At 42.1% G+C, this 13,056-nt stretch carries 13 protein-coding genes and 1 riboswitch; of the genes, 4 read left to right on the top strand and 9 right to left on the bottom strand.

Features of this window, described 5'->3' with window-relative positions; all coding sequences use genetic code 11:
- Nucleotides 1–254: 254 nt before the first annotated feature.
- On the top strand, nucleotides 255–743 hold the full coding sequence (locus tag LI112_RS16820; protein WP_005427530.1) for a DNA-deoxyinosine glycosylase: 489 nt from the start codon (nucleotides 255–257) through the stop codon (nucleotides 741–743).
- A gap of 23 nt (nucleotides 744–766) precedes the next feature.
- Nucleotides 767–868, top strand: a complete 102-nt coding sequence (locus LI112_RS18710; RefSeq protein WP_227191130.1) for a hypothetical protein — start codon at nucleotides 767–769, stop codon at nucleotides 866–868.
- A 45-nt stretch (nucleotides 869–913) separates the two neighbouring features.
- Here LI112_RS18710 and LI112_RS16830 read toward each other — a convergent pair whose 3' ends face one another.
- From LI112_RS16830 to LI112_RS16840, 3 genes are all read right to left on the bottom strand, one after another.
- Nucleotides 914–2,215 carry an HlyC/CorC family transporter gene (locus LI112_RS16830; RefSeq protein WP_070100232.1) on the bottom strand — a complete coding sequence of 434 codons (1,302 nt, stop codon included), beginning with the start codon at nucleotides 2,213–2,215 and terminating at the stop codon, nucleotides 914–916.
- Nucleotides 2,216–2,242: 27 nt separating this feature from the next.
- Nucleotides 2,243–3,115: a phosphoribosylaminoimidazolesuccinocarboxamide synthase gene (locus tag LI112_RS16835; protein WP_022388390.1), complete on the bottom strand. Its 873-nt coding sequence runs from the start codon at nucleotides 3,113–3,115 to the stop codon at nucleotides 2,243–2,245.
- Nucleotides 3,116–3,250: 135 nt separating this feature from the next.
- On the bottom strand, nucleotides 3,251–4,987 hold the full coding sequence (locus tag LI112_RS16840; protein ID WP_118392865.1) for a bifunctional diguanylate cyclase/phosphodiesterase: 1,737 nt from the start codon (nucleotides 4,985–4,987) through the stop codon (nucleotides 3,251–3,253).
- 164 nt (nucleotides 4,988–5,151) lie between these two features.
- On the opposite strand from LI112_RS16840, the gene LI112_RS16845 reads away from it, so the two are divergent.
- Nucleotides 5,152–5,571 carry a C-GCAxxG-C-C family protein gene (locus LI112_RS16845; protein ID WP_227191123.1) on the top strand — a complete coding sequence of 140 codons (420 nt, stop codon included), beginning with the start codon at nucleotides 5,152–5,154 and terminating at the stop codon, nucleotides 5,569–5,571.
- Between the two features lie 101 nt (nucleotides 5,572–5,672).
- Here LI112_RS16845 and LI112_RS16850 read toward each other — a convergent pair whose 3' ends face one another.
- Both LI112_RS16850 and LI112_RS16855 read right to left on the bottom strand, forming a co-directional pair.
- Nucleotides 5,673–7,436 (bottom strand): ABC transporter ATP-binding protein, encoded by a 1,764-nt coding sequence (locus LI112_RS16850; RefSeq protein ID WP_055065507.1) that lies wholly within the window; start codon nucleotides 7,434–7,436, stop codon nucleotides 5,673–5,675.
- Nucleotides 7,433–9,214: an ABC transporter ATP-binding protein gene (locus LI112_RS16855; RefSeq protein ID WP_227191124.1), complete on the bottom strand. Its 1,782-nt coding sequence runs from the start codon at nucleotides 9,212–9,214 to the stop codon at nucleotides 7,433–7,435. Before LI112_RS16855 ends, LI112_RS16850 begins: the two co-directional genes overlap by 4 nt.
- Before the next feature lie 143 nt (nucleotides 9,215–9,357).
- Here LI112_RS16855 and LI112_RS16860 point away from each other — a divergent pair, with 143 nt between their 5' ends.
- Nucleotides 9,358–10,029 carry a YkgJ family cysteine cluster protein gene (locus LI112_RS16860; RefSeq protein ID WP_227191125.1) on the top strand — a complete coding sequence of 224 codons (672 nt, stop codon included), beginning with the start codon at nucleotides 9,358–9,360 and terminating at the stop codon, nucleotides 10,027–10,029.
- 33 nt (nucleotides 10,030–10,062) lie between these two features.
- On the opposite strand, the gene folK is transcribed toward LI112_RS16860, so the two are convergent.
- From folK to folE, 4 genes are read right to left on the bottom strand one after another with little or no spacing between them, the layout of a single operon-like run.
- Nucleotides 10,063–10,890, bottom strand: a complete 828-nt coding sequence (gene folK / locus LI112_RS16865) for a 2-amino-4-hydroxy-6-hydroxymethyldihydropteridine diphosphokinase (protein WP_227191126.1) — start codon at nucleotides 10,888–10,890, stop codon at nucleotides 10,063–10,065.
- Nucleotides 10,891–11,706 carry a dihydropteroate synthase gene (gene folP / locus LI112_RS16870; protein WP_227191127.1) on the bottom strand — a complete coding sequence of 272 codons (816 nt, stop codon included), beginning with the start codon at nucleotides 11,704–11,706 and terminating at the stop codon, nucleotides 10,891–10,893.
- 17 nt (nucleotides 11,707–11,723) lie between these two features.
- The gene (locus LI112_RS16875) at nucleotides 11,724–12,203 is read right to left on the bottom strand and encodes an HD domain-containing protein (protein ID WP_227191128.1); all 480 of its coding nucleotides are present in this window, start codon (nucleotides 12,201–12,203) and stop codon (nucleotides 11,724–11,726) included.
- A gap of 11 nt (nucleotides 12,204–12,214) precedes the next feature.
- Nucleotides 12,215–12,772: a GTP cyclohydrolase I FolE gene (folE, locus tag LI112_RS16880; RefSeq protein ID WP_227191129.1), complete on the bottom strand. Its 558-nt coding sequence runs from the start codon at nucleotides 12,770–12,772 to the stop codon at nucleotides 12,215–12,217.
- Nucleotides 12,773–12,935: 163 nt separating this feature from the next.
- Nucleotides 12,936–13,032: riboswitch (THF riboswitch) on the bottom strand.
- Nucleotides 13,033–13,056: the final 24 nt, after the last annotated feature.

The following is a 13,056-nucleotide window of genomic DNA, read 5'->3' on the forward strand; positions in this document are numbered from 1 at the left end:
TTTGGCTGCTCCGGGTTCAAACCTTCCAGAAGCCAGCGCAGCTGCTGATCAGAAAAGACACATGGACAGATACGAATGGTGTGGAGTGGAACCAGGAAGTGAAGTAAAAAATATAACATGACATAATCGGATTGACTAAAAGAACACAGATATTTATAATGTAGGCAAAATAAGAATGCAGAACTTCGAGAGGAATAGATCATTTTACTAATGGCAGTAAAATGGTTCTAATGTGAGCGGAGAAAGAGGTTATTATGATAAAACACACAATAGCACCCATATATGACAAGAATTCCCGTATCCTAATACTGGGGAGTTTTCCATCTGTAAAATCGAGAGAACAGCAATTTTTTTATGGTCATAAGCAAAACCGTTTTTGGAAAGTACTTGCCGGGATTCTGGGATATGAAGTGCCTCAGACAATTGAGGAGAAGAAGGAGATGCTTCTGGCGAATCATATTGCTGTATGGGATGTGATTCAGAGCTGTGAGATTGAAGGCTCTTCAGATGCCAGTATTCATGAGGTGATTCCGAATGATCTGTCGGAAATTCTTGCGACGGCAGATATCCGGGCAATTTATACAAATGGTGGAAAAGCTTTTGAACTGTATGATAAATACATTTACCCGGTGAATGGAATCAAAGCACAGAAACTTCCGTCAACGAGTCCTGCCAATGCAGGATATTCACTGGAGCGGCTGAAGGAAGCATGGATGGAGATCGTGAAAACGCTTATTATGTGACTGTATCGGCAGGTATTTTTGTAATGTGCAGGGATAAAAAATTTTCCACGGAAGATGCATTGTCCAGGGCAGATGAACGACTGTATGAAGCAAAGAAGCATAAAACACAAATGCTGATAAAATAAAAAAGGAAGCACTGTTCTGAAGAAATCAAAACAGTACTTCTTTTTTTATGCTTCTTTTGAAGACTCAGAATCACCGGATTCTGTTTCCTCAGTTGCTTCAGGAAGAATCACACGTACACTTTCAATGCGGTTTTTATCCAGCTTCTCAACTACCAGGCGGATATGATCATCTGTAATAACCTGGTCACCTGCGACCGGAAGACGATCCAGATGTTCAATGATGAGACCACCCAGAGAATCGTAATCTTCAGAATCAAGATGAGTGCCGAGATGATCATTTACGTCATCAAGACTCATGGATCCTTCTACGATATATTCACGGTCGGAAAGCTTTTTGATCAGTTCATTTTCGCTTTCATCGTATTCATCATGAATTTCTCCAACGATTTCTTCGAGAATGTCCTCCAGGGTGATAAGTCCGGTCATTTCACCATATTCATCAAGAACAATGGCGATGTTGAAAGTAGATTCACGCATTTCGACCAGAAGTTCAGAAATATCCTTGTATTCATAAGTAAAATGTGGCTTGCGGAGATAATCACGGATATTAAAAGGCTTGGTTGAATCATACAAAAGAAGATCCTTCATGTTGATGATACCAACGATATTGTCTTGTGTATTTTCATAGACAGGAAGACGCGTAAAACGATCCTCACGGAAAATATCAATCAGTTCATCATAAGTAGAATCAACATCCGCAAAAGATACATTGACTCTTGGAACCATAATATCTTTGGCATCTGCATCTCCCAGATCGAATACATTGTAGATCATTTTCTTTTCGTCAGATTCGATAACACCATCTTCATGGCTGACATCTACGATCGTGCGAAGTTCTTCTTCTGTCATAGCCTTATTAGCTGCATCCGGATCCACACGAAGCAATTTCATGAATACACGTGACACCATATTGATAATAAAAATAAATGGAGTCATGATCATCATAAAAAAACTAAGAATAGGAATGTAGCGCAGGGTGATTTTTTCTGCATTCAATGTAGCATAATTCTTAGGTGTGATTTCACCAAATATAAGGATGGCTACAGTAAGGGCAGCTGTGGCAATACTCACCATGTATCCGCCAAAACTGTATGCCAGTGAAGTGGCAAGAGAGGAGGCGGTGATATTAACAAGGTTATTTCCAATCAGAATAGCGCTGAGCATTTTGGGGGTATGATTCTCAACAATGTCCAGAACCTTTGCAGCACGTTTGTTGCCTTCATCGGCAAGGGCGCGCAGCCTTATTTTGTTGACTGCCATAAGAGCAGTTTCATTTGATGAAAAAAATGCGGATAACGCCAGTAATATGATCAGAATAATTAGCTGGTAAGTGTCACTTGCATCCACTCGTAAAATTCACTCCTTTAAGTTGTATTAGTCGAGATCTTTGCCTGTAAGCATTTTGTATGCCTGCAGATATTTTTCGATAGTTTTGTCTACGATTTCCTGTGGTAGTGTCCAGTCGTTTCCAGGATGAGAAGTCAGCCAGTCACGTGCAAACTGCTTGTCGAAAGAAGGCTGTCCATGGCCTGGTTCATATCCTTCTGCCGGCCAGAAACGGGAGCTGTCAGGTGTCAGCATTTCATCACCGATTACCATATTACCGTCTTCATCCAGGCCGAATTCAAATTTGGTATCTGCAATGATAATGCCTTTACTTAATGCATATTCAGCGCATTTCTTGTAAAGAGCAATCGTATTATCGCGAAGTTTTTCTGCAAGTTCGCGTCCTCTGCCAGGGAAATATTTTTCGAGATGGTCAATACTCTGCTCAAAAGAGATATTTTCATCATGATCACCAATCTCGGCTTTGGTTGACGGGGTGTAAATAGGCTCAGGAAGCTTGTCGGATTCTTTTAAGCCTTCAGGAAGAGTGATTCCGCAGACAGTGCCATTTTCCTGATAGCTCTTCCATCCGCTGCCTGTAATATAACCACGAACGATACATTCAATTGGAAGCATGTTCAGTTTGCGGCACATCATAGATTTTCCGGTATATTTCTCTTGCTGGAAAAATTCAGGCATGTCTTTTACATCAACAGAAATCATGTGGTTAGGCAGAATGTCCTCGGTCAGATCAAACCAGAACTTGGACATCTGTGTCAGTACAGTTCCTTTTTTGGTTACTTCATTGTTCAGGATAACATCAAAACAGCTGATACGGTCAGTTGCTACCATGATCAAACTGTCTCCGTTATCATAGATCTCACGTACTTTACCTTCTTTAATAGGTTTTAATTCCTGCATGTCTTTGCACCTCGTCATATGATTTTTAAAATTTCAAGGTTAAAATAGCACTTTTTACCGCGGACTGTCAAGATACAATTCTAATTGTACAGACAAATGCACAAAAAATCGGACAGGTTTTCAGATAATGTCGTCTCAGACTGTTTTTTCGCGAATGATAACAACAATCCATGGATTCTGTGCATCACATTTGTTGCCGGCGAGAAATTCCATAGTCGTAGAGATATAATCATTGTCCAAACAACGGCGGAACTGATAGGTGAGTTGTTTATGGCCACCAAAGAAAATGTCCTGCAGTGAAGAGAGTGTGATTCTTGAACGGTATAATTCTACGTCGTCGGGATGAATCAGGTTTTCGTTGAGAATACGACGATTGTATAATTCAAAATTATGCTCCAGTTCAAGTTCCTTGCCATGAAGCCGATAATCTCTTTTGAGGATTTCGTATTCTGCATTGCTGAGATTCAGTCTTGCAAGAAGCAGGAAATTTTCCGCAAGGATCTTAAAAATGGAATGTGTAACCGTTGTTTCATGAAGAAGTTCTACGGATGATTTTGGTTCTGTCACAGTAGTATCATCTGAAACAGCTTTGTGGGCATGATTATAGTGTTCATGAGGAACATTACTGAGAAGATCCTCGGCATCTGCGACTGGCATTGGTTTGAAGAAAAAGTATCCCTGCGCATAAACACAGTTCATGGAATGAAGCATCTCAATCTGCTCCGGAGTTTCCACACCTTCTGCAATAATAGGAAGCTCCAGTTTGTGTGCCATGTTAACAACAGAATTAATGATCTGAATACCTTTCTGGCGGTTTTCTGGATTCATTTCAATAAATTTCATATCAAGTTTCAAAATATCGACATTGGCATCCTTGAGCATATTAAGAGAAGAGTAACCACTTCCAAAATCATCCATAAGAATACAGAAACCATACTGATGAAGCTGATCAATCGTTTTTCTTACAATGATATTATTTTCGGAAAATGCAGTCTCAGTAATCTCCACAAGGAGCATTTCGGGTGTCAGTCCATATTTTATGATAAGATCCTGAAGAAATTCAGGAACATTGATCGTTTCAATGTCAGCTACAGAGACATTGATGGAGATAGGAACAACATAAAGATGATCTTTTTTCCAATAGGCCAGAGTCTGGCAGACTGCATCCCAGATATAAGTATCCAGTGCAGTGATCATACCGTTATTCTCGAGAAATGGAATAAATTCTCTTGGAGAAACAAAACCACGGGAAGGACTGATCCAGCGGGAGAGAGCTTCCATACTGACGATTGCACCAGTGATACTGTTGCATTTGGGCTGCAGATAGAAAGTAAATTCTTTGTTTTCCAGACCGACTTTTACGTCGTGGAGCATCTGTTGTTCTTTTTCCAGCTGATCAATGATCTCATTTGTGAAATAACAGATCCGTTTATTAAAATTTCCCTTGATCTCGGAAGCAGCAAGCTGTGCATTGTTACACATGGTCGCTGTATCCGGATGCTTCTCTGTAATGGGGTAGATACCGATGATTGGAAGAAACCCCTCGTTCTGACTGTGGATGCCAATATAACTGCGAATTGTTTTGTAGATCAGATTGATCAGTTGCTCGTCATCAGGAATACACATAAAGAAATGATCTCCACCGAAATAGCCAGCCAGATATCCTTTCATCTGCTGTACACGAAGCAGGTACTGACTGATATTCTGAAGCAGAATATCCCCTGCTTCCTGTCCGTACCAGTTATTAAATAATTTAAAACGTTCGATGTCGATGGAAATGATACACCAGCCAGATGATTCGCATGCATCAAGGAATTCCTGAGCTTTTTCAAGAAATTCCGATCGATTGTACAGCACATTTGTTATGCCCATAAGAATATGTCCTTTAACTATATGATTAAAAATAATTATACCATTTATAAAAATATTATTCAATATAATAAACAGTATGTTGTTATAAAAAATGTAGATATATTGTAATATTTCTGTTATGATAAAAAACAAACGAAAGTATAAAGTATGCAGGAGGAAAGAAAATGAGTACAAAAGCAGATATGGCAATTGCATTTCATGATAAGGGATATAACTGTGCACAGGCAGTTGCCTGTTCGTTTTGTCAGGAATTTGGTGTAGCGGAAGAAGAGATGTTCCGGATCGCAGAAGGCTTCGGACTTGGAATGGGAATGATGGAAGTATGTGGAGCACTTTCAGGAATGATGATGATCATCGGACTGGAAAACAGTGTCGGAGAACCGGAAAAAGGCAGACTGACAAAAGGTGATACCTACAGAAAGGTAAAAGAATATGTAAAGAAGTTCCAGGAACAGAATGGTTCTTATCTTTGCAGGGAACTGAAAGGCATGGAAACAGGAAAAGTACTTCGCAGTTGTCCGGATTGTATTCGTGATGCAGTAGCACTGACTGAGGAATATCTGGCTGCACAGAAGCAGAACTGATTTTCAGAAAAGAAGATACTTGTAAATAAAAAAATCCGTCGATACAGAATGTATGAAAATTCATAAAACTGTTTCGACGGATTTTTATGTTTGAGAGAATATTATTCAGCTACTTTGACAAACTGACTGTTGTACAGATTTTGATAGAATCCGCCCTTTGCCATAAGTTCATCATGCGATCCCTGTTCGACGATACTTCCGTCTTTCATGACAAGAATCTCATCTGCATTTCGAATCGTAGAAAGACGATGCGCTACGATAAAGCTTGTACGTCCCTCCATAAGACGGTCAAAAGCTTCCTGAACCATCAGTTCAGTTCGGGTATCGATACTGGAAGTGGCTTCATCCAGTATCAGCATTGGAGGCAGACAGAGCATGACACGGGTGATACAAAGAAGCTGTTTTTCACCCTGGCTCAGACTGTCTTCTTTTAAGCGTGTGTCCAGGCCATTTGGAAGACGGCGGATAAATTCCCAGCTGTGAGAACGTCTGGCCGCTTCGATAATTTCTTCATCGGTTGCATCTGGCTTACCGATGTTGAGATTTTCGCGGACAGTGCCGTTTTTGATCCAGGTGTCCTGAAGCACCATGCCAAAGCTGCTACGCAGAGAATGACGGGAAATTTCATTGATCGGGTGACCATCAATCGAGATTGTACCGCTGGTCACATCATAGAATCGCATCAGCAGGTTGATAAAGGTTGTTTTTCCACAGCCAGTTGGTCCGACGATTGCGATACGCTTGCCTGGTTCTGCATGCAGGTTGAAATTTTCAATCAGTTTTTTGTCCGGAACGTAGCGGAAACAAACGTTATCGATGTTGACTTCACCTCTGACATCAGTGATGGTGTCCTTGGAATCAGCACTTTCCGGTTCTTCTTCCAGAAGAGCAAAGATTCTGGCCGCGCATGCAAGTGCATTCTGAAGCTCTGTGATGACAGAACTGATATCATTGAATGGTTTCATGTACTGATTTGCATAAGCAAGAAGTACGGACAGACCACCAACAGTTAGGGAGCCGCCAGGAATCATGAAAGCACCGGCCAGGGCAACACCTGCATAAATGACATTATTGACAAAACGTGTGGACGGGTTGGTCAGGCTACTGTAAAAGACCGCTTTCTGACTGCATTCTTTTAATTCTTCATTGATCAGGGCAAAACGTCCAGATGATTTATCTTCGTATCCGAAGGCCTGTACGATCTTCTGATTTCCAATCATTTCTTCGATAAGTGCGGTCTGACGGCCACGTGCATCACTCTGCTTCCGGAACATATGGAAGGAACGTGAGGAAATAAATTTTGCAACAAAGAAACTGAGCGGAGTCAGAACAATGACCATCAAAGTGATCCAGATATTCTTAGAAAACATGAAAAGCAGAGTTCCGATGATCGTAACGATTCCTGAGAAAAGCTGTGTGAATCCAAGCAGAAGACCATCCGAAAGAATATCGGTATCAGCAATGACGCGGCTTATGATATCACCGGTGCTGTGGCTGTCAAGATAGGAGAGCGGAAGTTCCTGAATATGACGGATCGCTTTTGCACGGATATCCTGTACCGTACGGAAGGTCATACGGTTGTTAATGATATTCATGATCCAGGTAGCAACACTGGAAACGATGATCATCACAAGAATCCGGCTGAGATAATACCACATCATACGGAAATTAACTTCACGTTTGGCAACTACCTGGTCAATCGCATTACCGAAAAGTACCGGTACATATAACTGCAGGATGACAGATACAGCTGCCAGAATAATGCTCAGGACCAGAAGAAAACGGTATTTTCCGATAAAGCGGAGTACTTTCCAGAGGGTTTCCATGCTGGTCGTATTTGTTTGCTGTTTGTTCTGTTTGCTCATAAGGTCACCTCCGAAGCATTAACGGATACGGCTGTATTTGATGTATTGTATTTTTCACGTTCTTCCGGGAACTGGGAGAAATAGATTTCGCGGTACGTATCGCAGGTGCGGATAAGGTCATCGTGAATGCCTTTTCCAACAAGCTCACCGTCATCCAGAACAAGGATCAGATCTGCCTGACGGATACTTGCAGCACGCTGGGACACCAGGAAGGTGGTAACATTTCCACTGAGCTGATGGAGAGATCTGCGAAGTGCAGCATCTGTTGCAAAATCCAGAGCACTGGCACTGTCGTCAAGAATCAGAAATTTCGGTTTCTTTACAACGGCACGTGCGATAGTAAGACGCTGACGCTGACCGCCGGAAAGATTTCGTCCATTCTGTTCCAATTTGAAATCAAGCTGTCCATCTTTGTTTTCTACAATTTCACGAGCCTGTGCGGTCGTGAGTGCATCCCAGATTTCTTCATCTGTCGCATTTTCACGTCCCCATTTCATGTTTTCGCGGATGGATCCTTTAAAAAGTACAGCGCGTTGTGGAACAACACCGATCTTTTCACGAAGGTCATGCTGGCTGTAGTTCTGGATATTTTGCCCGTCTATCTGTATAGTTCCGCTAGTCGCATCATAAAAACGGGCAATCAGGTTGACCAGGGTGGATTTACCGCTTCCGGTACCTCCGATGATTCCAACAGTCTGGCCTCTTTTGACAGAAAAGCTGATATTGGAAAGGCTGGGTGCGCCTGATTCTGCATAAGTAAAAGTAACATCATGGAATTCGACTGCGTTTTCGCCGCAAACTGCAGTGGAGGCAGTAGAAACCGGATGATTCATGGAAGATTTTACTTTGAGAATATCGGCAACACGGTTTGCACATGCGGCAGATTTGTTTAGTGTAATGATCAGAGAAGCAAGTTTAATGAGTTCAACGATCATCTGAGCCATATAGTTATAAAGAGCAACGACCTGTCCCTGCTGCATATTTCCGAGATTGACCTGGAGTCCTGCATTATTGATCAGAATGACTGTTGCGATATTGATCAGTACATAAGTTACCGGATTTAGAAGAGCAGACAGCTTTCCGACAAATTCGTTCAGCTTTGTAAGCTGAGTATTGCTGGCATCAAATTCACGGACGGCTTCTTCTTCGCGACAAAAAGCGCGGATGACACGTACACCGGTCAGGTTTTCACGGGTTAGTCCTGTAACTGCGTCCAGACGTGCCTGTACCTTGCCAAAAAGCGGAATACTCAGGTACATGATCACAAATACAACCAGGAAAAGCACCGGAATAGCAACAACAAAGATCAATGCACAACGTGTGTTGATCGTAAAGGCCATGACCATGGAACCCAATACAATAAAAGGACTTCGAAGAAGAAGGCGCAGGCCCATATTTACACCGTTCTGTACCTGATTGATATCATCTGTAAGACGGGTGATCAGAGTATCTGTTCCAAGAGTATCAAGTTCTGTGTAAGAAAGCTTCTGCACATGGTCGTAAACGGCCTGTCTCAGTTCTGTGGCAAATCCTACACTGGCCTTAGCTGCAAAAAACTGGGCGGTGATGCTGACTGCGAGTCCGGCAGCTGCCATGAGTACCAGAATAAAAAATCGCTCGATGATATACGGGCGATCATTTCCAGTGATACCTACATCAATGATCTGCGCAATGACTACCGGGACAAGCAGATCAAACACAACTTCCAGAAATTTGAAGAAAGGGGCAAGAATGCTTTCTTTCCTGTAATTTTTCAGATAGATTGCGAGAGATCGCATTTTTAGGTTTCCTCCGTTTTTTATTATATTATTGTGTTGCTGTTGGTTATTATTGGCAGCAACAGATTGACATTCCCTATTATAGTCCTGTATCATAAGAAATAGCAAGGGCATAAATACTATAAGTAAAAAGAGGAAAATCTATGAGAAGAGAAGTGACACTGGAAGAAATTTCAGATGGAAGATTATATGATGCGAATGATATGGTCAAAGCAGATTGTCAGGAATGCAAAGGCTGTCATGACTGCTGTACAGGGATGGGAGATTCTGTCCTTCTGGATCCGTATGATGTCTGTCGATTGAGCAGAGGTCTCCGGAAAATACCGGAAGAACTGATTGGGAGTGTGCTTGAACTTGGGATTTCTGATGGCAATGTTCTGCCACATCTGGCAATGTGTGGAACAGAAGAAAAATGTGTTTTCCTGAATAAGGAAGGCAGATGCTCCATACATGAGATTCGTCCTGGATTCTGCCGGTTGTTTCCACTGGGAAGATATTATACGGAAGATGGATTTAAATATATCATTCAGATCCATGAATGTGCAAAGAAAAACCGTTCCAAGATCAAGGTAAAAAAATGGATCGACACACCGGACCTCAGACAATACGAAAAATTTGTATGGGATTGGCATCAGTTTCTTCTGGATGTACAGGAAGTGTTTTACCAGACGGAAGATGCGAATCTGATCAAAAATCTGAATATGTATGTGCTCAGCCGTTTTTATACAAAATCATATGAAGAAAACAGAGATTTTTATGAGCAATTTTATGAACGTCTTGAAGAAGCAAAAAAACTTCTGAGCCTGGGAGTATGATCCCGGGACTCAGAAGTTTTTTTGAATGAAAAGTTACTGATTATCTTTTGCAAGGAGTTCATTAAGAAGCTGATGAATGGTCTTGTTTAATACAGGATGTCTGTAATAAGGAGCAATCTCATCCATTGGCTTCAGGACAAAATCACGATTTTCCATATCAATATGTGGAATATGAAGATCCGGAGTGTCTATGATCTCATTATCATAGAACAGAATATCCAGATCAAGAGTACGCGGTCCCCAGTGAATGATACGTTCTCTGTTTGCGGCTGCCTCCAGTTCGTGAAGACGGTCCAGAAGTTCTTCCGGCGTGAGCAGCGTACGGAGTTTCAGAACACCATTCAGAAATTCATCCTGTTCCACACCACCATAAGGTTCTGTAACTAAATATTCAGATACAGCTTCTACTTCACAGGAAGGAGTAGTACGGAGTCCCTGAATGCCATCATCCAGGAACTTCTTTTTGTCCCCAAGGTTGGAACCAAAGGCTACATAGGCAGTATGCCATCCGCGGGTGATCTCCACAGCAACCGTTTCGAGTGGGAGAGCGACCGGAGCCCATGGCTTTTCAACACGCAGAGTGATCATTTTGAGAAGCGGAAGCTCTTGAAGCAGCATCTGGCAGAGATTTTCTGCAAGTGCCTCCAGAAGTTTATAAGTATGCTCTTTTGTGAATTTGGTGATCATATGGCTGACTTCTCCATAATGAATAGAAGCAGTCAGTTCATCGGTCAGACCTGCTTTTCGGGTATCCGTGTAAAGAGTGGCAGAAATAACAAATTTCTGGCCGAGAATATTTTCCTCCGGAAAAACTCCATGGTTTGCAAAAATCTCCAGGTTTTTGATCTCAATCTTATCCATTTATTTTATATTCCTTCCAAGAATTGCTTCAGTCATAAGGATAGCACGTTTGTTTTCTTTGATATCATGTACGCGGACAAAAGCACAGCCTTTCATGACACCGATGACAGAAGTGGCAACGGTGCCTTCTACACGCTGATCAACCGGAAGATCCAGAGTAAGACCAATCATGGACTTACGGGAGGTTCCGAGCAGGACCGGGAACCCGAGATGCTGAAAAAGTTCCAGATGATTCATGGTCTCCAGATTCATTTCATATGTTTTGCCGAATCCAACGCCCGGATCAAGAATGATTCGTTCGTCTTTGATTCCGGCTCCTCGGGCAATATTGACACATTCCTGTGTCTCAGCAAGCATATCTATGAGAAAGTTATTGTATTCTGTGTTGGCTTTGTTGTGCATAAGACAGCAGGCTACATCATGTTTGGCGATGACACTGGCCATATCCGGATCATATTTGAGCCCCCAGACATCGTTGACCAGATCGGCACCTGCCTGGACAGCTGCATCTGCAACACTTCCTTTGTAAGTATCTACAGAGATTGGTACATCAAAACGTTTACGAAGTGCTTCGATGACCGGAACGACACGTGCTGCTTCTTCTTCGGCACTGACCGGAGTATGCCCCGGACGGGTGGATTCACCGCCGACATCCAGAATATCAGCACCGTCTTTGATCATAGCTTCTGCATGCATCAGAGCATGGTCCATAGTATTCCATTTGCCACCATCAGAAAAAGAATCCGGTGTCACGTTCAGGATGCCCATAATATAAGTTCTGTTTTTTACATCAAATTCACGATTTCCGATTTTCATGATCTAAGATTCTCCTTTTAATATTGAATCATCATATTTTTTTTTGAAAGATCCCAGTAGCATTCTTTTTCTGCAGGACAGAGAAAACACATACGGGATTTTTTATCTGCTTCATAAAGAATCCGGCTCAGGGAATAAGCTTCATTTTTTGAGGAACGATGTTCCCCGATTGCCGTCAGAATCTGCTCTTTTTCTGCAGAAGAAAAAGCAAGATCAGATAAAATCTGTTCAGCAATCTGTACACCGGCTTCGTCATGCGGGGTACCATCCATATACTGTCTGACGCGACCGATATCATGGAGAAGTGCAGTGCAGTAGATAAGTTCACGGGAGCAGTTAAGTCCTCGTTCCAGTGCAAATATGTAAGCAAGTCTTGCGACATCCAGAAAATGTTCCGGTGTATGACGGCAGAAGATACGGTCAGCTTCAAGGTGTATAAGATCTTTCAGATTTTGCTGATAGAGAGGATGCTGCCAGATAGCATTTACTCTTGTCATATCGGTATGCATCAGTCTTTTACCATGGAGAGGAACTGTTTCTGAAGTTCACGGTCTGTCTTGAAATCACCGCGGGTAACGGTAGTAATCGTTTTGCTTCCTGGTTTTTTGATTCCACGCATGGTCATGCAGGTGTGTTCCGCTTCCAGCATTACCATGATACCCTTAGGATTCAGGGCACGTTCCAGTGCATCGGCAATCTGTACAGTCAGGCGTTCCTGAATTTGCGGTCTTCTTGCATAGACATCAACAGTACGGGCAAGTTTACTGAGACCGGTTACTTTGCCATTTGGAATATAAGCTACATGAGCTTTGCCATAAAAAGGCATCAGGTGATGTTCACACATAGAATAGAAAGTAATATCTTTTTCCAGTACCATTTCGTTATTTTCTACTTCAAACTGTTTGGCAAGATGATGATCCGCTTCTTCATCCAGTCCACCATAAATTTCCATACACATACGTGCAATTCGGTCCGGAGTATCTTTGAGACCTTCACGTTCTGTGTCTTCACCGATTCCTTCAAGAAGGAGACGGATTGCCTGTTCTACTTTCTGTTTATCTACCATTAAAAAAACAACCTCCTGTTAAACATGATATCGTGTACTGTGGAGATTGTCTTTTTTTTGTCGAGCTGATAGCGCGTTAAAGCGAAAAAGATATCTCCAATTGTGATAGAACGTATGTCGAAAAACGTATCCCTACACAATATGAGATATCCTCTTATATTGTTGCAACGGGTGCGGATCATATACCGTAAGACGGACTTTTCGTTTCGGCGACAACTCCCCATTCGCTGAACACTTGACGCATATGATCCTATTTTGCATATCATTCATTTCCCGTACAGTAT

The organism is Blautia sp. 210820-DFI.6.14 (genome assembly GCF_020558815.1).
In the GTDB taxonomy this organism is placed as follows: Bacteria; Bacillota; Clostridia; order Lachnospirales; family Lachnospiraceae; genus Blautia_A; species Blautia_A obeum.

Coding starts and splice junctions, on each gene's coding strand:
- LI112_RS16820 (WP_005427530.1), top strand. CDS start 255: ATGATAAAACACACAATAGCACCCATATATGACAAGAATTCCCGTATC.
- LI112_RS18710 (WP_227191130.1), top strand. CDS start 767: ATGTGCAGGGATAAAAAATTTTCCACGGAAGATGCATTGTCCAGGGCA.
- LI112_RS16835 (WP_022388390.1), bottom strand. CDS start 3,115: ATGCAGGAATTAAAACCTATTAAAGAAGGTAAAGTACGTGAGATCTAT.
- LI112_RS16840 (WP_118392865.1), bottom strand. CDS start 4,987: ATGGGCATAACAAATGTGCTGTACAATCGATCGGAATTTCTTGAAAAA.
- LI112_RS16845 (WP_227191123.1), top strand. CDS start 5,152: ATGAGTACAAAAGCAGATATGGCAATTGCATTTCATGATAAGGGATAT.
- LI112_RS16850 (WP_055065507.1), bottom strand. CDS start 7,436: ATGAGCAAACAGAACAAACAGCAAACAAATACGACCAGCATGGAAACC.
- LI112_RS16855 (WP_227191124.1), bottom strand. CDS start 9,214: ATGCGATCTCTCGCAATCTATCTGAAAAATTACAGGAAAGAAAGCATT.
- LI112_RS16860 (WP_227191125.1), top strand. CDS start 9,358: ATGAGAAGAGAAGTGACACTGGAAGAAATTTCAGATGGAAGATTATAT.
- folK (WP_227191126.1), bottom strand. CDS start 10,890: ATGGATAAGATTGAGATCAAAAACCTGGAGATTTTTGCAAACCATGGA.
- folP (WP_227191127.1), bottom strand. CDS start 11,706: ATGAAAATCGGAAATCGTGAATTTGATGTAAAAAACAGAACTTATATT.
- LI112_RS16875 (WP_227191128.1), bottom strand. CDS start 12,203: ATGACAAGAGTAAATGCTATCTGGCAGCATCCTCTCTATCAGCAAAAT.
- folE (WP_227191129.1), bottom strand. CDS start 12,772: ATGGTAGATAAACAGAAAGTAGAACAGGCAATCCGTCTCCTTCTTGAA.